This window comes from Dyella terrae (assembly GCF_004322705.1).
GTDB lineage: Bacteria > Pseudomonadota > Gammaproteobacteria > Xanthomonadales > Rhodanobacteraceae > Dyella_D > Dyella_D terrae.
Genome location: NZ_SIZZ01000001.1, coordinates 1,621,303 through 1,640,503 on the forward strand (window position 1 = coordinate 1,621,303; position 19,201 = coordinate 1,640,503).

Here is a 19,201-nt window from a genome sequence, read left to right on the forward strand (position 1 = left end):
GGAGCAGCGAACATGACAACGCGAAACCTGGAAACGCTCAGGCAAGCCCAGCGGCGCGACTTTCTGCGCATGCTGGCGATCGGTGGGAGTGCGGCGGCGCTCGGTGGCGCGTGGCTATGGCGTAGCGGAAAACCGCCCGTCGAGGCCGCCATCGCAGCACCCGTCGCAGGTGCGGCCGACGCGCCGGATCTGTTGCTCGAATGCTTCGCCGATGTCGACGGCCGGCGCCTGGGCCCGTGCCACGTGAAGAAACTCGTGCTCACGGACACGCAGTGGCGTCAGCGCCTTTCCGAAGAAGCCTTCGATGTCATGCGACGCGAAGGGACCGAGCGCGCTTTCAGCGGCGCGTACGAACACATGCACATCGGCAAGGGCCTGTTTCGCTGCATGGGTTGCGACACCGCCTTGTTCGATGCGGCGACAAAGTTCGATTCGGGCACGGGATGGCCGAGCTTCTGGCAGCCAATCGCCAAAGCCAACGTGATCGAGAAAACCGACCGGAGCTTCGGCATGGAACGCATCGCCGTCACCTGCGCCGGTTGCGACAGCCACCTGGGACACGTATTCGACGACGGCCCCAAGCCGACGGGCCTGCGCTACTGCATGAATTCGGTCGCGCTGCGTTTCGTACCGCGCTCAGCGGGCTGAGCGATAGGGTTGCAGCAGGCTGGCATCGGCGAAGACGCCACACGGCAGCAGATAGCGTGGATCGCGCCCTTCGGCCAGCAGCTCGCGGATGCGCGTGGCGGATATTTCGAGCGGCGTGACCGACAGCTCGGCCATGTGTCCGGATGACGACTCGCGCAGCAAGCGCACGTCGGCCACGCCGCGTTGCGCCACTTCGGCATGCAACTCATCCGGCACGACGACATCGGCGCCCGGTCGACTCAACACGCCGATATGCGCGAGCTTGAACAACTCGCGCCAGCGGTGCCACGTTGGCAGTCCGGCAAATGCATCCGCGCCGACGAGCAAGACCAAGGGACGCTCGCCGATCTCCGCGCGCAGTTCGCGCAAGGTGTCGACCGTGTACGACGGACCTTGCCGCTCAAGTTCACGCGTATCCAGCGCCAGCCGCGCCTGCCCCTGCAACGCGGCCTTCAACAAGGCCACGCGCTGATCGGCTGACGCCAGTGGCGCCGGACGATGCGGCGGCACGTGAGCAGGCATCAGGCGCACTTCGGCATCGAGCAACTCGGCGGCTTCCCAGGCGACGCTCAGGTGACCCAGGTGCACCGGATCGAACGTGCCACCAAACAAGGCCAGGGGTTTCATGCGAGTGCGTGGGCAGCCCGGGGTTCGGCAATCGCAGCGATCAGGCGCTCGGCCTCGAGCCACGGCTCGCCAGCTTCACGACCCTTGGCGATGCGATCGATGCGCGCGGCTCGTGCGAGACACTGCAGCCAGTGTTCGCGCGGTGCCCGGCGAAGCGCCTTGCGGAACAGCTGCTCGCGCGCTGGCCACAGGCGTTCCGCGCGGGCCTGCGCCGCGAAGTCGCGTGCGTTGGCAAGGCGCAGCGCCAGCTGGAGCTGATTGACCAGCCAGCCCATCAGCGCAATGAGTTCATCACCTTCCGCGCGCAGGCCGGCAAGGATATGCAGCGCACGCCCACCGTCACCGGCAAACGCGGCATCGGTAAGCTTGAAAGCGTCGTAGCGCGCGCTGTCGGCGACGAGATGTTCCATCTCGCCCGCTTCGATGCGCGTGTTCTGGTTGCCGCGAAGAACGACCAGCTTGTCGATCTCCTGCGCCGCGGCCAGCAGGTTGCCTTCCACGCGCTCGGCCAGCAGCGCGACCGCATCCTGCGAGGCCTGGAGGCCACGCGACGTCAGGCGCGCACCGACCCACGCCAGCCACTCGTGCGGCTTGGGCGCATGGAACACCACCATGGCGCCCGCGCTGTCGAGGTTCTTCGTCCAGGCGCCTTCGTGCTTGTTGCTCCAGTCGGTCGCCGTGATCAGCAAGGTCACATCGGGCGGCGGATTGGCGCAAAACTCATTGATGGCCTTCGCGCCTTCGACACCGGGGCGTCCGGTCGGCAAGCGCAGGTCGAGCAAGCGTCGCGTGGCGAACAGGGACATGCCCGCCGCCGAACGCGCCAGCTCATCCCAGTCGAAGTGGTTGCCCACGTCGAGGACGTCGCGCTCGGTATAGCCAAGCCGCCGCGCCTGCGCGCGCAAAGCGTCAGCCGCCTCCAGCACCAGCAACTCTTCGCCTGCCAGCAGATACACCGGCTGCAGGCTGTCGCCCGCGAGCGACTTTTGCCATTGCGGAGGCGTCAGCGGCATCAGTGCGCCGCGCTGGCCGATGTGGCCGGAGCCGGTGCCGGTGCCGCCAGGGTGCCACCGTGCTTCTGTGCGGCCTGCAGACGGAACAGGATGGCCTGCACCATATCGTCATTGAGGCTGCGCTGGATTTCCTCCACCTGCGCGGTCGTACCGACGGTGTTGTAAGCGTCGTAGCTGAAATCGCGCGACATGTTGACCGTCTGCGGCGGGACCACCGGGTGGCCGGCGCCGTCGTTCACGGCGAACTGCACCTGGTAATGCACGGTGTATTCCGTCACGCGCGCCGCGCCGCTGACCGTCAGCGTATCGGTACTGAAGCGCGCCACCGGAATGTTCACCTCGGCGATATCGGGACCGGGCTTCTCTTCCAGCGTGGAGCCGGAAGCTTCCAGCGCGCGGGCCAGGTTGCGCTGAAGGTCGCCACCGCCGGCAACCGTGAGGTGCACCCGCTTCATCGAATCAGGGAGGGCGGCGCTCTGCCGCAAATGAAAACCGCACGCCGAAAGCGCGAGGGCAGCAACCAGCACCAGCGAAGTCCTGAACATGCGGCTCATGAATGTCATCCTGCGACGATGTTGACGATCTTGCCCGGAACCACGATCACCTTACGCACAGTCTGGCCTTCAAGGAAGGTCTTGACGTTCGGCTGTGCCAGCGCGAGCGCCTCGGCCTCTTCCTTCGACGCACCGGCCGCCACCTCGATGGTAGCGCGCAGCTTGCCGTTGACCTGAACCGCCAGGGTCAGCGAATCGCGCACCAGCGCGGCGCTGTCCACCTGCGGCCAGGGCTGATCTTCCAGCACCGACTCGCCATGGCCCAGCACCTGCCACAGCGTGTGGCTGACGTGCGGCACGACCGGGTTGAGCAGCAGCACCATCACTTCCAGCGCCTCATGGCGCACGGCGCGGCCCTGCTCACTCACGTCGTTGAACTTGCCCAGCGCGTTCAGCAGTTCCATCAGCGCGGCGATAGCGGTGTTGAAGGAGTGGCGGCGACCGAAGTCGTCACCCACCTTCTGGATGGTTTCGTGCACGTGGCGACGCAGGGCCTTCTGGCCAGCGTCAAGCGCGGACGGATCGACCACGGCGTGGTCGGGACCGGCCGCATGCGTGGTGACTTCGCGCCAGAAGCGACGCAGGAAGCGCGCCATGCCTTCGACGCCCGCCTCGCTCCATTCCAGCGACTGTTCCGGCGGCGCGGCGAACATGGAGAACAGGCGCACCGTGTCGGCGCCGTACTTCTCCACCATCGCCTGCGGATCGATGCCGTTGTTCTTGGACTTGGACATCTTTTCGATGCCGCCGATCTTCACCGGCTTGCCATCGCTCTTGAGCAAGGCACCGACCACGCGCGCCTTTTCGTCGCGCTGGATTTCCACGTCGGCGGGATTGATCCAGTCCTTCGAGCCGTCTGCGTTGTCGCGATAGAACGTCTCGGCGATCACCATGCCCTGGCACAGCAGGTTGGTGGCCGGCTCGTCGGCGTTGACCAGGCCCGCGTCGCGCAGGAGCTTGTGATAGAAGCGGAAGTACAGCAGGTGCAGAATCGCGTGCTCGATACCACCGATGTACTGGTCCACCGGCAGCCAGTAGTTGGCGCGCTCGTCGACCTGGCCGCTGGCGCCCGGGCTGGTGTAACGCGCGTAGTACCAGCTCGATTCCATGAAGGTATCGAAGGTGTCGGTTTCACGCTCGGCCGCGCCACCGCACTGCGGGCAGGTGGTTTTGCGCCATTCCGGATCGGCCTTGATCGGCGACTGCACGCCGGAGAAGGCCACGTCTTCGGGCAACACCACCGGCAGCTGGTCTTCCGGCACCGGCACGGCGTCGCACTTGGGACAATAAATGACGGGGATCGGGCAGCCCCAGTAGCGCTGGCGGCTCACGCCCCAGTCGCGCAGTCGCCAGTTCACGCGACGCACGCCCTTGTCTTCGCGCTCGAAGCGCGCGGCCATGGCTTCGAAAGCCTGGCCGTAATCCATGCCGTCGAATTCGCCGGAGTTCACCAGGTAGCCGCGCTCGGTGAACGCGCTGTCTTCCTGGATGCTGCGCTCGAATGCTTCGATCAGCTGCACCGCCGCCGACGTTTCGTAGGCATCGACGCTACCGCCTTCGAACGCGGCGCGGATCGGATCGGCGCCCACTCCCTTCGACAGGTCATGCTGGATTTCCGCGACCGCATCGAGCACGGCCCGATCGACCACCACCAGCTTGATCGGCAGGTTGTAGGCCTTGGCGAATTCCCAGTCGCGCTGGTCGTGGCCCGGAACGGCCATGACGGCGCCGGTGCCATAACCCCACAGCACGAAGTTCGCGACGAACACTGGAATCGGCTCGCCGGTAAGCGGATGGATGGCCTTCAGGCCCGTATCCATGCCGCGCTTTTCCTGCGTCTCCAGCTCGGCCTCGGACACGCCGCCGTGCTTGAGCTCTTCCAGGAAGGTGGCAAGTCGCGCGTTGTCCTGCGCAGCCTTGATCGCCAGCGGATGTTCGCCGGCGATCGATACGAAGGTGACGCCCATCAGGGTGTCGGGACGCGTCGTGAACACCGTCAGCGGCTCAGCCTCGCCTTCCACCGCGAAATGGATTTCCAGGCCTTCCGAGCGACCGATCCAGTTGCGTTGCATGGTCTTGACCGCATCGGGCCAGCCCGGAAGCGTGTCCAGGCCGTCCAGCAGTTCCTGCGCGTAATCGGTGATCTTGAGGAACCACTGCGGGATCTCGCGCTTCTCGACCAGGGCACCGGAGCGCCAGCCGCGGCCGTCGATGACCTGCTCGTTGGCAAGTACGGTGTGATCGACCGGATCCCAGTTGACCACCGCGTTCTTGCGGTAGGCCATGCCCTTCTTCATCAGGCGGGTGAACATCAGCTGTTCCCACCGGTAGTAATCCGGTCGGCAGGTAGCGAATTCACGCGTCCAGTCGTAGGCGAAACCCATGCGCTGGAGCTGGCCGCGCATGTGCTCGATGTTCTTGTAGGTCCACTTGGCCGGCGCGGTGTTGTTCTTGATGGCCGCGTTTTCAGCCGGCAGGCCGAAAGCGTCCCAGCCCATGGGCTGCAGGACGTTCTTGCCGTTCATGCGCTGGAAGCGGCTGATCACGTCGCCGATGGTGTAGTTGCGCACGTGGCCCATGTGCAGGGCGCCCGAGGGATACGGCAGCATCGAGAGGCAGTAGAACTTCGGACGCGTGGCGTCCTCCTTCACCTCGTACGCGCGGTGGTCGCGCCAGTACTGCTGCGCAGCGGTTTCCACCGTCTGCGGCTGGTAGGCCTGTTCATTGGCCTGGTCGGGGTTGCCCTGCTCTTGAATGTCCTGCATGTGTCCGGCGCCATGTCTTGTTCTGACAGCTCAAACCGGCGTCCACCGGCGGCTGTGGGTGAACGATGCAGACTAGCAGAACCGGGCCTTTTCTTGGGTCGAAAAGGCCCCGGTCCGGTTAACTGGCGGGACAGGACGCGGACTGGCCCGCAGCCAGGGGCACGGCCGCCGTGGCGATCTGCGTCGCCAGCTCGGCCAGGGCACGCTGATGCCCCTGGACCACGGATTCATACGTGGTGCCGACGTTCTGCTGGATCCGGCTGGTGCAGGCAATCACGCCGTCACCCTTGAGCATGCGCACGCTCCAGGCCGCGTCGATCATGGCGTAGCTGCCCGGCACCGAGTCGAAACGCCGCAGGTCCACCTTGATCCGCGCGACCGGCTTGCCCGTCGACGCCAGGCCCGTCACGTCCTGGCTGTGCAGCTGGGCGGCCAGGTCGGCCGACAAGGCGTTACGCACCTCGTCGCCCAGCGGCGCGATCCAGCGCTCGCCATCGAGCACCGCCACGCCCTGCCCGCCTTGGCGCACGACCAGCGACGGCTGGTCGGCCTGGGCCGGCACGCCGACCGGCAGCAGCTCGAACTGGAACGACGCGGGCGTGGCGGGTATGGCCGCACCGGTGGCCGTGGCCACTTCGCCGCCCACCGGCGGGACCAGCGTGTAGTAGCGCACCGGTGCCGAACCGCCGCAGGCACACAGCCCGATCACGGTACCCAGGGCCAGGATACGGATTCCCTTGTGGATCATGGCTTGCTCCCTTGGTTCTTGGCGGCGGGCGGCTGGCTGGCGGCAGGCGCCTCCAGCGGCACCGGATCGGCCTTGCGACCGCGCAGCAGCGCATCCGGGTGGCTGCCCAGGTAATCGGTCAACACGCGCAGCGAACGGGCGGCGCGCTGCATTTCCTGCAGGCTGCCGCCGAGGTTCTGCTGCAGCGGCGAATCCGGCGACAGCGCCGTGTTCGCATTGCCCAGCGTCTCCTGCGCACCCTTGAGCGTGGTCTTCACCTCCGGCAGCACGTCGCCGTTGACCTTCTTCAGGGTCGTATGCAGTTCCGCCAGGGTCTGGTCGAGGTTGCGGCCGATGCTGTCGAACGGGATCTTCTGGATCTTGTCGACAATTTCGGCCATCTGTTCCTGCAACTTGTCGAAGCTGCCCGGCACCGTCGGGATTTCCAGCGGCTTGGCCGTCGGGTCGTACGCCACCTTCGGCGCCTTGGGCAGGAAGTCCAGCGCGATATAGAGCTGGCCGGTGAGCAGGTTGCCCGACCGCGCCTGTGCGCGCAGGCCGTGCTCGACCAGCTTGCCCATCATCTGCGACAGCTCGGCGTCATCACCGCGCGCTTTGGCCAGCGCGACCAGCTTGTCATGCGCCTTGCCCAGTCGCTGCGGATAAACCACAGCGCCCACGACCACCGGGAACGTCTGTTTCTTCTCGTCAAAGTCGAGGTTCACCGACACCACGCGGCCGAACGGAATACCCAGGAACTCCACCGGTGCATCGACCTTCAGCCCGCGCAGCGACTGATCGAAGCGCATGCGGATGTACTTCGGCTCGCCATCCGGCGGCGCCATCGCCGTGGCCTGGTCGCCGAACAGGCGGAACTCGGCATTTTCCCTGGCCGGCGTCTCGTCATGCGGCCCCATGGGCGACTGGAACGCAACGCCACCGGCCAGCACGGTGGCCAGCGACTGGGTATTGAGCTTCACGCCATCGGCACCCACCGACACGTCCACGCCACTGGCATTCCAGAAGCGCGTGGCGTTGGAAACGAACTGGTCATTCGGGCCGTCGACGAAGATCTGCAGGGACACGCCCTTGCCGTCCTTGTCCAACTGATAGGTCACCACACGACCCACCTGGATTCGGCGGTAGTACACCGGCGAGCCGATATCGAGCGAGCCCAGGTCGTCGGTGTGCAGCATGAAGCTCTTGCCGGGCGCGCCGTGCGTCACGGCGGGCGGGTTTTCCAGGCCGGTGAAGTCGCTGCGGCTTTCCTTCGACTCGCCCACATCGGCGCCGATGAAAGCGCCCGACAGCAAGGTATCGATGCCGGACACGCCACCCAGGCCAATGCGCGGACGCACCACCCAGAAGCGCGTATCGGCCGTCGCGAACCCTTCGGCACTCTTCTCCAGCGACACCTTGGCCACCACGTGGCTGCGGTCTTCGCTCAGGCGCACGGCGTTGACGCGGCCGATCACCACGTTCTTGTACTTCACCGGCGTCTTGCCCGGATCCAGGCCTTCAGCGCTCTGGAAGCTGATGGAGATGGTGGGGCCGGCCTGCATCCAGGCGTGGATCACCAACGACAGGCCCACGAGGGCCGCCACGATCGGCACCAGCCACACCAGCGACGCGTTGACGCGCGGCTTGTGGACTACCGGCTCCGGTAGATCGCTGTTCCCTGGCTTCACTTCATCGGTCATCGGATTCCCTGCCATCCCAGATCAACCGGGGGTCAAAACTCATGGAGGCGAACATGGTCAGCACCACGGTCAGCCCGAAGAAAATCACGCCCGGCAACGGCTCCACCCGGCTGAGCAGGCCGAACTGCACCAGCGCGGTGAGCAGGGCCACGACGAAAACATCCAGCATCGACCAGTAACCGATCAACTCCACCAGACGATACAGCTTGGACCGCTGCTGCCGTGCCCAGGTGCTGCTGCGGTGCGAACTCCACAACAACGTCACCAGCGCGAAAAACTTGAGCATCGGCACCATGATGCTCGCAGTGAACACGATGATCGCCAGGTCCGGGGATCCCTTGACCCAAAGCTCGACCACGCCACTGAGAATCGTGTTGTCGTCCACGTCGCCCAAGCTCACGGTGCGCATGATCGGCAGCACGTTGGCCGGGATGTAAAGCACAAAAGCGGCAATCAGCAGGGCCCAGGTGCGCGAGTAGCTCGCCGCCTTACGGTAGTGCAGCGCACTGTGACAGCGAGGGCAATGCGCGCCATCCACGCCGATGTCCTTGCACACCAGCCCGCAGACATGGCATCCGATCACCCCCAGTTCACTGGCGCGCGGCAAGACGTCGCTCATGCGGACTGCTCCTCGGTGGCATCCCACAGGCGTCGCGTGTCAATGCCGGCAAAAATCGTGATCAGGAGCGTCAGCGCCCCGTAGGCAAAGATGCCCGGGTCGGGGATCACGTCGAAATAGGTATGCGCCTTGACGATCGCCACCAGCGCGCCGAGCACGAACACCTCGCTCATCGTCCAGGGCCCGACGCGGTAAAGTGTCACCATCGCCCACCGGAACCCGGGCGCCCGCTTGCCGTTGCGCGCAAAGAAAAGCACCCAGCCCAGCAACATCATCTTGCACATCGGAAAGAAGAACAGCGTCGCGGCCGTGAGCACGGCAACGACCTGCGCATCTTGGTGCCACATCATCACGATCATGCCCCACAGCGTGGTACTGATCAGCTGGCCATTGAACCCGAGGGTGACGATGGGCCAGATATTGGCCTGGATGAAGACGACCATGGCGGTAACCACCAGCGCAAACATCGCGCCCGGACCCAGCCGATGGTAGCGATCGAGTACCGCCGCACAGCGCACGCAGCGCGCAACCTCACCGCAACCGAGCTCGCGGCGGCGATAGACCGTATCGCAGTGCTCACAGATCAGCAGTGGCGGGGACGTTTCCATGCGGGTCGTGCCTGGTTCCTGGCTCGTCATCCGGCGGATTCTCGCAAATCTTCCGCGGCGGCGCTGAACCGACCCACACCGTCCCTGGCCCGGGCCGACGTGCACCCGCGTATTTCGGACAACCCCGAGGCGGGTGGCGCCCCTTGATATGCTTGCCGATGCCCTGATCTGAAACCGATTCGCTTCCCCGGAGTTACCCGTGACCGCAGCCACCACCGACCATGTCTTCGACGTCAACGAAAGCAACTTCGAAGCCGAGGTGCTGCAAGCCTCGCTGACCACCCCGATCCTGGTCGACTTCTGGGCCGAATGGTGCGGCCCCTGCAAAACCCTGGGTCCCATGCTGGAAAAGCTGGCCGCCGAATTCAACGGCGCCTTCCGCATGGCCAAGATCGATGTCGACAAGAACCAGCAACTGGCCGCCATGTTCGGCATCCGCAGCATCCCGACCGTGGTGCTGGTAAAGGACGGCCAGATCGCCGACGGTTTTGCCGGCGCCCTGCCCGAGGGCCAGCTACGCGAATTCCTACTTCGCCATGTGCAGCCGGGTGAAGGTGGTGCGGCAGTCGAAGAAGCCCCGGTTGTGGTGGAGACGCCCGAGGAGGCGATCAACCGCATCCAGCAGCAGATCGCCGCCGAACCGGACCAGCCCGAACTCAAGCTGGACCTTGCCCTGGCCCTGATGCAGGCCGGCCAGGCCGATGCAGCCGAAGCCGAGCTCACCAGCCTGCCAGCCAATCTCGCCACCGATGCCCGCGCGATTCGCCTGCGCAGCCAGCTCGACCTGGCCCGCGCGCTGGTGGGCGCGCCCTCACTGGGCGATCTCCAGCAGCGCATCCAGGCCGACGGCGCCGATTGGGAAGCACGCGACCTGCTGGGTGTGCGCCTCCTCCTCGAAGGCGACGCCCCGGCCGGCCTCGACCAGTTCCTGGCCATCCTGGAGCGCGCCCGCGACTGGAACGACGGCGCCGCCCGCAAACGGCTGCTGGCAGCCTTCAATACCCTGGACGACGCGGACATGGTCGGTCGCTACCGCCGTCGGATGGCCTCGCTGCTGTTCTGAAGCTCGCGACGCGTTTCAAACGAAAGGCCCCTGCCCGGGGCCTTTTTCGTAACCGGCCTTATCCATACGCTAACGTATGTTTCCGCTATGATGACCCGTCCACCCCTCCACCGCCCCCATTCCCCATGAGCCCCACCACCTTCCGCCGCCTGATGAACCTGTGGCCGCCGTTCCTGTTCAACAGCATCCGCGTCACGGACATGTCGGACGACTGGAGCGACTGCAAGGTGGTGCTTCGCCTTCGTCCATGGAACCGCAATTACGTTCGCAGTCAGTTCGGCGGCAACCTCTTCGCGATGACCGATCCGTTCTGGATGCTGCTGGTGATGCACCAGCTGGGCAAGGATTACTACGTTTGGGACAAGGCCGGCGCCATCGAATTCGTAGCGCCGGGCAAGGAGGACGTTTACGCGCACTTCAAGCTGGAACCGGCGGTGATCGATGAGTTGCGTGCGGCCGCCGCGAACGGCGAGAAGGTACTGCGCTGGTTCGACACCGACATCACCACGGCCAGCGGCCAGGTGGTTGCCAAAGTACGCAAGCAGATCTATGTGCGGCTCAAGCCGAAGGCCCGCGAAGCTGCCGCATCGGCGGCCTGAATCTACGGCTGCTGGAAGCGCTTCACTTCGTCCAGCATGGCCTCGGCCTGCATGACGCTGCGACCGACGAAGTTCTTTTCCAGCCACCGACGCTTGCCGGCAAATCGCAGCACGCCGTAGGTGCCCCAGGTCAAGGCCAGACTGATGCCGGCGGCCATCGCCATGATGCCCACCAACTGCGGGGCCATGACCAGCACGTCCGGACCCATGCCATCCGACTCGACGCCCCACTGGAACCACATCAGCAGGAGCGGGATCCAGATAACCGCACCGAGCGTCGAAAAGACCGGCGCCTCGACCTTGACCCGCCAGCGTCGCACACTGGCCAGCCGCTGCTGGATTTCGAGGACGGGTGCTGAGTAATCGATGCCGTGCAGCAACGAGATCAGGCGACCGGTAAACGCCATGACCAGGATACCGAAGGCCTGCACGGACACCCCGCAGATGACCCAATGCAAGGTATCGCGGTGGCTCGTCCAGAACGCCACGCCCAGCAACAGGAAGGCGATGCCCAGCACCATCTGCGCTGCCATGCCCCACACCAGCGGGCGCAATCCCCGTCGCATCCGGTCGAACTTGCCGTCGCGATAGATCTGCCAGTTCAATGCCTGCTGGTCGGCCAGGCGGCGATCGAGCGCCTGCCAGGCCTGCTTCATGTCATCCAGTTCCATCGTCATGCCTCCGTCGCCGCCATCTGGCTGCGCAGCTTTTGTTTGATGCGACCGATCTTGGTCGCGACATTGGTTTCGCTGATGCCGAGCACGTCCGCCATCTCCGCATAACTGCGGTCTTCGAGGTAAAGCAGGATCAGCGCGCGATTGAGCGGATCGAGTTCTTCGATGAAGGCGTAGAGCGCCACAAGCCGCTCATCCTGTTCCGGTGCAGCATCGCCACCGATGGTTTCCAGGTGATGCACGTCCAGCGGCTCGAAACGTGAATCGTCACGTGAGGCCACCCTCCGCACCTGCGAAATGGCCACATTCAGGGCAATGCGATACAGCCACGTCGAAAACTTCGCCCGCGCCGGATCGAAGGCCGGGAAGGCGCGCCACAACTGCACGCAGATTTCCTGCTCCAGGTCGCGCCGATCCTCGCTGCCGCGGGCATAGACACTGGCGACCTTGGCGATCAGGCGTCGATGCTCGCGTAGCAGTGGTTCGAAATGCTGCTGGTGGTTCCGTTCGATCATGGTCGTGGCATTCCCCTTCCTTCTACCCATGATTCGCCAGGCCGTTGGAAAAATCACACCCGCCGGCGAAAGGGCCGAACGTCACGGCCAGACGGCCAGCCGGTGCGCCTACAATGGCCGCTTCCCCTGCTGGACGACTGCCCCATGAAGCGCCTGCGCATCAAACGCTATCTCATCACCGGCCTGCTGACCTTTATTCCCTTGTGGGTAACCTGGGTGGTCTTCAAGTTCGTGCTGGGCATGCTCGCGGGCATCGGCGCGCCCCTGGTGGGCGCGGTCGTGGGCGCGGCCACGCAAGTGTCTCCAGGCCTGGGCAGCACGCTCAACCGCGCCTGGATCCTGTTCGTGCTGGCGCTGGTGCTTACCCTGGTTACGCTCTATTTCCTGGGCTGGCTGGCCAATCGCGTCATCGGCCAGCGCCTGTTGCATGCTTTCGACAGCCTGCTCGCGCGCATTCCACTGGTACAGACGATCTACGGCGGCACCAAGAAGCTGATGGCTGTCCTGCAGCAGAAGCCTTCGGGACTGCAGCGCGTCGTGCTGATCGATTTCCCGCGCAAGGGCATGAAAGTGGTCGGCTTCGTCACGCGCGTCATGATCGAGGAAGGCACGGGCCGTGAAATGGCGGCCGTCTATATCCCGACGACGCCCAATCCCACCGGCGGCTATCTCGAAGTCGTGCCCGTCGACGAACTCACACCCACCGACTGGACCATGGACCAGGCGATGGCCTTCATCATTTCCGGTGGCGCCGTGGCCCCCGATACCCTGCCCGCGCCGGTCAACGCATCGCGCGACGACAACAAGGAAACCGCATGATCGCTCGCCATTTGCTGTTCACCGCCCTGCTGGGCGCCATGGCCATGTCCGCGCATGCGGGGGAATGGACCACGCCCGCCGAAGCAGCAAAGTTCAAGACCACGCCCAGCTACGCCGATACCGTCGCCTATCTGCAAAAGCTCGCCGCCGCCGCACCCGGCAAGATCAAGGTCGAGACCTACGGTACGTCGCCGGAGGGTCGCCCCATGACCGTGGTGATCGCCAGCGCGCAAGGACTGTTTACGCCTGAAGCGGCACGCCAGGCCGGCAAGCCGATCGTGCTGGTGCAGGCGGGCATCCATCCCGGCGAGATCGAAGGCAAGGACGCCGGGCTGATGCTGCTGCGCGACTGGGCCATCACTGGCAAGCTGCCGCACATGCTCGACAACGTCGTGCTGGTGTTCATCCCGGTCTTCAGCGTCGACGGGCATGAGAATTCGAGCCCCTATCACCGCATCAATCAGAACGGCCCGGACAGCATGGGCTTCCGCGGCCAGTCGCAGTACCTCAATCTCAACCGCGACTACGTCAAGGCCGATGCACCGGAAATGCACAGCTGGCTCAAGCTGTGGCAGCGCTGGGTGCCGGACCTTTTCATGGACATCCATACGACGGATGGCTCGGATTACCAGTACGACCTCACCTGGTATACCGAAGACGCGCACAAACTCGATCCGGGCGTGGCCAAGTGGCAGCAGTCGCTGCTGAAAGATCGCGTGCTGCCCGCATTCGACAAGCGTGGCCACATGCAGTCGGAATATCTGGAACTCAAAGACGGTCGTGATCCAACCAAGGGCATTGAGAACTTCGGCTCCGGCCCGCGTTTCTCCACCGGCTACGTCGCGCTGCAGAATCGCCCGGCCCTGCTGGTCGAAACGCACATGCTGAAGTCGTACGCCGTGCGCGTGCGCGCGACGTATGACATCGTCGACCTGATGCTCGAGAACGCCGGTGCCGAAGCGGCCGAATTGCTGTCGACCAATCGTGCGGCCGATGCGGCTGTCGTAGCACGCGCGAACCAGGCAAGCACCAGCGTGCCAGTGACGTTCAAGCAAGATCCGGCGTCGACGCCGTACGTCTTCAAGAGTTTCGAATACACCGTCACGCCCAGCGATATCTCCGGTATGGGCTGGATCAAGTACGACCCGCGCAAGCCCAGGTCGTACACGATTCCGAACTGGAATGGCCTGCTGCCGGACGTCGCGGTGACACCGCCGGTCGCCTATGCGATCCCCGTGCAATGGACCGACGTGATCGACAAGCTCGACGCGCACGGCATCCAGTACATGCGCCTGTCGCACCCGGTGAAGGTCAAGGCCGGCGCCTATCAGCTCGATAACCCGAAGTGGGCCGACAAGCCCTTCGAAAGCCACCTGATGCTGCGCAGCTTCAACCAGCAGGAAGTGACGCGCGACGTGGAGCTGCCGGCCGGCTCGGTGATCGTGCCGATGAACCAGCGCGAAGCCAATGTCGCCATCAATCTGCTCGAACCGCAGGCCCCGGACTCGCTGCTGCGCTGGGGTTTCCTCAACGCGATCTTCGAACCGAAGGAATACGGCGAGTCGCGCGTGGTGGAAAAACTCGCACGCGACATGATCGCGAAGAACCCGGCACTGAAGGCGGAGTTCGACAAGAAGGTGGCCGAAGACAAGAAGTTCGCCGACAGCCCGAATGCGCGTCTGCAGTTCTTCTTCGAACGCTCGCCGTGGTACAGCGCACAGAACGTGGGTGCGTATCCCGTGTTGAAACTGGATGCGGCCTCGCTCCAGGACGTGTCGAAGTAAGCGTCGCTGATCCTTCTCCCCGGCCATGGGGAGAGGGATCAGGCCATAAGCTTCGCCACCACCGGGGCCAGCAATACATTCAAGATCCCCGAGAGCACCATCGCCAGGCTCGACACCGCGCCCTCTTCCGCGCCGATGCCATAGGCCTTCGCCGTACCCGCGCCATGCGCGCCGACGCCAAACAAGGCACCGCGCGCGAGCGCCGAACGTAACGGCAGATACTTCAGCAGTAACTCGCCCAAAGCGATGCCGGCCACGCCAGTGATCACCACAAACAAAGCCGTCAGTTCCGGTACGCCACCGATATCGGACGACACCACCATCGCCAGTGGCGTCGTGATCGAGCGCGGCACCAGGCTGCGCCGTACCTCATCGTCGAGACCGAGCGCCGATGCCAATGCCCATGCGCTGCCCATCGCCACCGTGCTGCCACCGACGACACCCAACGCCAGTGCCAGCCAGTGCTCGCGAATCACATGGCGATAGCGCCAGATCGGCAAGGCAAACGCCACCGTAGCGGGACCGAGCATCAGCACCAGCCAGTGCGTGTCGCGGATGTAGGCCGGATAGTTCATCCCGAAAATCACGCCCAGCAAGGCCAGCCACACCGGCACCGTCAACAGGGGTGATGTCCACCAGCGAGGATGACGCCGATAGACGGGCTTGAGTGCGTAGTAGCCGGCCAGGGTGGCGACCAGCCAGGCGAGTGACACGAATTCAGCGCGCACGATGCTGCTTCCAGCGGAAGGCCAGATCGACCAGCCCCGCCGTCGTCGCCATCACCATCACGGTTCCCAGCACGATGGCCACCACGATGCGCAAACCTTCACTGCGCAAGAGCGGCAGGTGTTCCCAGACGGCCATGACGGCGGGAATGAAGAACAGCAGCATGTCGGCGAGCAACCAGTCCGCGCCACGACGCAAGCTTGTTTCGGGGACGACACGCATGGCCAACAGCGCAAGGACCAGTGCCAGGGCACCGACGCTGCCCGGTATGGGCAGATGAAGCGCGCGCACCACCGTGTCACAGGCGAACCAGACCATGGCCAGCAGGGCAACCTGGACGATCAAGGCCACCATCGGGCGACGCCGGGATAACAGGCGCATACGGGCATGCAGGGAAGTCATGGATGCAGGCTAGTCCCGCGGGAACTATGATGGAAATGAATTGTTTTCATCCATTTCATTCCCAACTGGAATAGCCATGGACTTGCGATCGCTCCGCTATTTCCTCGAGGTAGTCCGGCATGGGGGCTTCGCTCGCGCCAGCGCGCACGCCCACGCCAGTCAGCCCACGCTGAGCAAGGCGGTCGCCCAGCTTGAGGATGATCTGGGCGCCCAGCTGATGGAACGTGATCGGCAGGGCGTACGGCTGACCGCAGCCGGCGAAGTCGTGCAGCGCCATGCCGTGATCATGCTGGCAGAGGCCGCGCGCTTGCGCGACGAACTGGATGCGCTCAAGGGCCTTCGTCGTGGCGAGTTGCGACTGGGCCTGCCACCGCTCGGCAGCAGCGTGCTTTTCGCACCCCTGCTCGCACGTTATCGCCAGTTACACCCACAGATTGATATCCGTCTGATGGAGCACGGCAGCCGGCGGCTGGAGCAAGCCGTGCTGGCCGGCGAGCTGGATGTCGCCGCCACACTGGAGCCCGTAGGCAATGGACTGGATTTCCAGTCCGTGCGCGACGAACCGATGGTCGCACTCCTGCCCGCGACCCATCCCCGAGCAACCGCCCGGCGATTCCGCCTGGAGTGGCTGGCCGAGCTGCCGCTGATCTTTTACGAGGAAGGATTCGCCCTCAATCGCTTGATCCGCGATGTACTCGCCCGAAAGAACATCGTGCCCCACGAGGCCGTACGCAGCGCGCAGCTGGACTTCATCCTGGCACTGGTGTCGGCCGGCAGCGGCGTCGCGCTCGTGCCGCAACTCACGCTCGCGCAACGCACGCTGGAGGGCATCGCCGCCATTCCTTTAGCAGGCAAGGACTTGCGCTGGAAGATGGTGCTGGCATGGTCGCGCGGCCGCGTACCCTCCCCGGCCGCCCGCGCCTGGCTGGACCTGGTTGCGCAAACCCACCCTGACCTTTGACACTGTTTGCACGCATGACCTTTGACCTACGTTCAAAAGTCATGACTGTGATCTGTGTCCCACCGGCCTGCCGGCGACACCCGTCATGCAGCAATGACCCGCCCACACAGGGCGCCATACCAACGAGGGAACCCATGTCCAAGCCGTACCTGAAGCCGCTCGCCATTGCGGTGAGCCTGGCCCTGACGCTGACCGCCTGCGGGAAGCAGGAATCGAACGAACAGGCCGCTGCGCCGGCCCCGGCCAGCACCGCTCCGGCCGCTGCTGCCGCCCCCGCCAAGAAGAGCCCGTTCGACGTCAGTGAGCTGGACGCCAGCATCAATGCCTGTACGGACTTCAACGGCTTCGTCAACAGCAAGTGGGTTGCCGCCAACCCGATTCCGGAAGATCGCACCCGCTGGGGCGCCTTCGACCAGCTGGCCGAGAACAGCCTGAACACCCAGCACGACATCGTCGACGCTGCCGCCAAGGGCGCCGCCCAGGCCCAGGCCGGTTCGATCGAGCAGAAGATCGGCCAGTTCTACGCTTCGGGCATGAACGAAGACGCCATCGAAAAGGCCGGCTTCGATCCGATCAAGCCGAAGCTCGACGCGATCGCCGCGCTGAAGAACGGCGCCGACGTGGCCGCCTACATCACCAAGAGCTACGCCGAAGGCGACGGCCAGGTGTTCCAGTTCGGTTCGGGCGCTGACTTCAAGCACGCCGAAATCCAGATCGGTTACGCCAACGAATCCGGCCTGGGCCTGCCCACCAAGGATTACTACTCCAGCGACAAGTACAAGGACATCCGCGACGCCTACGTGGCGCACATCGCCGCTGCCCTGCAGCTGACGGGCGTGTCCGAAGCCGACGCCAAGAAGCAGGCCGACGACGTCCTGAAGTTCGAAACGCAGCTGGCCGCCGCATCGCTGTCGCCGGTCGAAGGTCGCGATCCGAAGAACCAGTACCACTTCGTGTCCGTCAAGGAAGCCGACAAGGTCACGCCGCACTTCAACTGGGAGAAGTTCTTTGCCGCCCAGGGCGTGACCATCGACAAGGGCTTCTCGCTGTCGCAGCCGAAGTTCTTCGCCGAGTTCGACAAGCAGCTGGCCAAGGCTCCGATCGAGCAGTGGCAGGCCTACCTGCGCTACCACACCATCAGCGACGCTTCGAACTACCTGAGCAAGAACTTCCAGGACAACAAGTTCGACTTCTACGGCAAGACCCTCGCCGGCCAGCCGATGCAGAAGCCGCGCTGGAAGCGTGTGCTGGGCGCCGTCAACGGCGGCATGGGCGAAGCGCTCGGCCAGCTGTACGTGGCCAAGGTGTTCAAGCCCGAAGCCAAGGAACGCGCGCAGGAACTGGTCGACAACGTGCGCAACGCCCTCAAGGCGCGCATCGAGAAGCTCGACTGGATGAGCGACGTCACCAAGGAAAAGGCTGTCGCCAAGTGGAACACCTTCCTGCCGAAGATCGGCTACCCGGAAAAGTGGCGTGACTGGTCCGGCCTGAACGTCGGCGACAGCTTCTACGCCAACGCCGAAGCCGCGTCGAAGTTCAACTATGACTACGACATCGCCAAGATCGGCAAGCCGACCGACCGCAAGGAATGGGGCATGACCCCGCAGACGGTCAACGCTTATTACAACCCGACCGACAACACCATCAACTTCCCGGCCGCCATCCTGCAGCCGCCGTTCTTCGACGCCGATGCCGACGACGCCATCAACTATGGCGGTATCGGTGCCGTGATCGGCCACGAAGCCAGCCATGGCTTCGATGACGAAGGCAGCCAGTTCGATGGCGCCGGCAACAACGAGAACTGGTGGACCAAGGACGATCGCACCAAGTTCGACGCCCGCACCGCCAAGCTCGTCGCTCAGTTCAACGAGTACGCGCCGATCCAGGACAAGCCGGACCTGCACGTCAACGGCCAGCTGACCCTGGGCGAGAACATCGCCGACCTGGGCGGCCTGAACGTGGCCTACGACGCGCTGCAGACCGCGCTGTCGAAGAACCCGGGCTCGAACGAAACCAAGACCGAAGGCTATACGCCGGACCAGCGCTTCTTCCTCAACTGGGCGCGCGTGTGGCGCGGCAGCGTGCGCGAGAAGCAGGCCATCCTGTACCTCAACACCGATCCGCACGCACCCGCTTCGCTGCGCGCCATCGGTGCGCCGTCGAACATGGAAGCCTTTGCTGCTGCGTTCCAGTGCAAGCCGGGCGACGCCATGGTTCGCGAAGGCGAGAAGCAGGTGAAGATCTGGTAAGACAGCACGTCTGGTGCTGATGAAGTCCAGAACGCCCCGCGAAAGCGGGGCGTTCTTTTTGAGGGCCCGGCCTGCTTACCACTTCCGACCGATGCCCCCTTCCCCGCGAACGTGTTGAACTTGCGAAGGCGGCGGGGATGGCCGGGGG

Annotated in this window: 19 protein-coding genes; 7 read left to right on the forward strand and 12 right to left on the reverse strand. The window is 64.6% G+C overall.

Going from position 1 to position 19,201, the window contains the following annotated elements; translation table 11 throughout:
* Window positions 1–12 precede the first annotated feature (12 nt).
* A complete protein-coding gene (gene msrB, locus EYV96_RS07300; RefSeq protein ID WP_131150783.1) occupies window positions 13–648 on the forward strand; it encodes a peptide-methionine (R)-S-oxide reductase MsrB in 636 nt (211 codons plus the stop codon).
* Here the strand turns inward: msrB and nadD are convergent.
* The 8 genes from nadD to EYV96_RS07340 form a co-directional block, all read right to left on the reverse strand.
* A complete protein-coding gene (gene nadD / locus EYV96_RS07305; RefSeq protein WP_131150784.1) occupies window positions 637–1,275 on the reverse strand; it encodes a nicotinate-nucleotide adenylyltransferase in 639 nt (212 codons plus the stop codon). The genes msrB and nadD overlap by 12 nt on opposite strands.
* Window positions 1,272–2,288: a DNA polymerase III subunit delta gene (holA, locus tag EYV96_RS07310; RefSeq protein WP_131150785.1), complete on the reverse strand. Its 1,017-nt coding sequence runs from the start codon at window positions 2,286–2,288 to the stop codon at window positions 1,272–1,274. Before holA ends, nadD begins: the two co-directional genes overlap by 4 nt.
* Entirely contained in the window at window positions 2,288–2,842 is a 555-nt protein-coding gene (locus tag EYV96_RS07315) for an LPS-assembly lipoprotein LptE (RefSeq protein WP_338068486.1), read from the reverse strand. The genes holA and EYV96_RS07315 overlap by 1 nt, the downstream gene beginning before the upstream one ends.
* Before the next feature lie 5 nt (window positions 2,843–2,847).
* Window positions 2,848–5,607, reverse strand: coding sequence for a leucine--tRNA ligase (gene leuS / locus EYV96_RS07320; protein WP_131150787.1), 2,760 nt, complete (start codon window positions 5,605–5,607; stop codon window positions 2,848–2,850).
* 118 nt (window positions 5,608–5,725) lie between these two features.
* The gene (locus EYV96_RS07325) at window positions 5,726–6,355 is read right to left on the reverse strand and encodes a PqiC family protein (protein WP_131150788.1); all 630 of its coding nucleotides are present in this window, start codon (window positions 6,353–6,355) and stop codon (window positions 5,726–5,728) included.
* On the reverse strand, window positions 6,352–8,034 hold the full coding sequence (locus tag EYV96_RS07330; protein WP_131150789.1) for a PqiB family protein: 1,683 nt from the start codon (window positions 8,032–8,034) through the stop codon (window positions 6,352–6,354). Before EYV96_RS07330 ends, EYV96_RS07325 begins: the two co-directional genes overlap by 4 nt.
* A complete protein-coding gene (locus EYV96_RS07335) occupies window positions 8,024–8,653 on the reverse strand; it encodes a paraquat-inducible protein A (RefSeq protein ID WP_131150790.1) in 630 nt (209 codons plus the stop codon). Before EYV96_RS07335 ends, EYV96_RS07330 begins: the two co-directional genes overlap by 11 nt.
* Window positions 8,650–9,261 carry a paraquat-inducible protein A gene (locus EYV96_RS07340; protein WP_131150791.1) on the reverse strand — a complete coding sequence of 204 codons (612 nt, stop codon included), beginning with the start codon at window positions 9,259–9,261 and terminating at the stop codon, window positions 8,650–8,652. Before EYV96_RS07340 ends, EYV96_RS07335 begins: the two co-directional genes overlap by 4 nt.
* A 199-nt stretch (window positions 9,262–9,460) precedes the next feature.
* On the opposite strand from EYV96_RS07340, the gene trxA reads away from it, so the two are divergent.
* Entirely contained in the window at window positions 9,461–10,324 is an 864-nt protein-coding gene (gene trxA / locus EYV96_RS07345) for a thioredoxin (protein ID WP_131150792.1), read from the forward strand.
* 125 nt (window positions 10,325–10,449) lie between these two features.
* On the forward strand, window positions 10,450–10,923 hold the full coding sequence (locus EYV96_RS07350) for a DUF4442 domain-containing protein (RefSeq protein ID WP_131150793.1): 474 nt from the start codon (window positions 10,450–10,452) through the stop codon (window positions 10,921–10,923).
* 2 nt (window positions 10,924–10,925) lie between these two features.
* Here EYV96_RS07350 and EYV96_RS07355 read toward each other — a convergent pair whose 3' ends face one another.
* Entirely contained in the window at window positions 10,926–11,600 is a 675-nt protein-coding gene (locus tag EYV96_RS07355; protein ID WP_240732364.1) for a hypothetical protein, read from the reverse strand.
* The gene (locus EYV96_RS07360; protein ID WP_131150795.1) at window positions 11,597–12,112 is read right to left on the reverse strand and encodes an RNA polymerase sigma factor; all 516 of its coding nucleotides are present in this window, start codon (window positions 12,110–12,112) and stop codon (window positions 11,597–11,599) included. The genes EYV96_RS07355 and EYV96_RS07360 overlap by 4 nt, the downstream gene beginning before the upstream one ends.
* A 144-nt stretch (window positions 12,113–12,256) precedes the next feature.
* Here EYV96_RS07360 and EYV96_RS07365 point away from each other — a divergent pair, with 144 nt between their 5' ends.
* Window positions 12,257–12,931: a DUF502 domain-containing protein gene (locus EYV96_RS07365; RefSeq protein ID WP_131150796.1), complete on the forward strand. Its 675-nt coding sequence runs from the start codon at window positions 12,257–12,259 to the stop codon at window positions 12,929–12,931.
* Window positions 12,928–14,715, forward strand: coding sequence for a M14 family metallopeptidase (locus tag EYV96_RS07370; protein WP_131150797.1), 1,788 nt, complete (start codon window positions 12,928–12,930; stop codon window positions 14,713–14,715). Before EYV96_RS07365 ends, EYV96_RS07370 begins: the two co-directional genes overlap by 4 nt.
* A gap of 38 nt (window positions 14,716–14,753) precedes the next feature.
* On the opposite strand, the gene EYV96_RS07375 is transcribed toward EYV96_RS07370, so the two are convergent.
* Window positions 14,754–15,443, reverse strand: a complete 690-nt coding sequence (locus EYV96_RS07375) for an LrgB family protein (protein WP_240732365.1) — start codon at window positions 15,441–15,443, stop codon at window positions 14,754–14,756.
* Window positions 15,433–15,843, reverse strand: coding sequence for a CidA/LrgA family protein (locus EYV96_RS07380; protein ID WP_205746105.1), 411 nt, complete (start codon window positions 15,841–15,843; stop codon window positions 15,433–15,435). The genes EYV96_RS07375 and EYV96_RS07380 overlap by 11 nt, the downstream gene beginning before the upstream one ends.
* Window positions 15,844–15,919: 76 nt before the next feature.
* On the opposite strand from EYV96_RS07380, the gene EYV96_RS07385 reads away from it, so the two are divergent.
* Window positions 15,920–16,804 (forward strand): LysR substrate-binding domain-containing protein, encoded by an 885-nt coding sequence (locus EYV96_RS07385; RefSeq protein WP_131150798.1) that lies wholly within the window; start codon window positions 15,920–15,922, stop codon window positions 16,802–16,804.
* Between the two features lie 134 nt (window positions 16,805–16,938).
* On the forward strand, window positions 16,939–19,053 hold the full coding sequence (locus tag EYV96_RS07390) for a M13 family metallopeptidase (protein WP_131150799.1): 2,115 nt from the start codon (window positions 16,939–16,941) through the stop codon (window positions 19,051–19,053).
* Window positions 19,054–19,201: the final 148 nt, after the last annotated feature.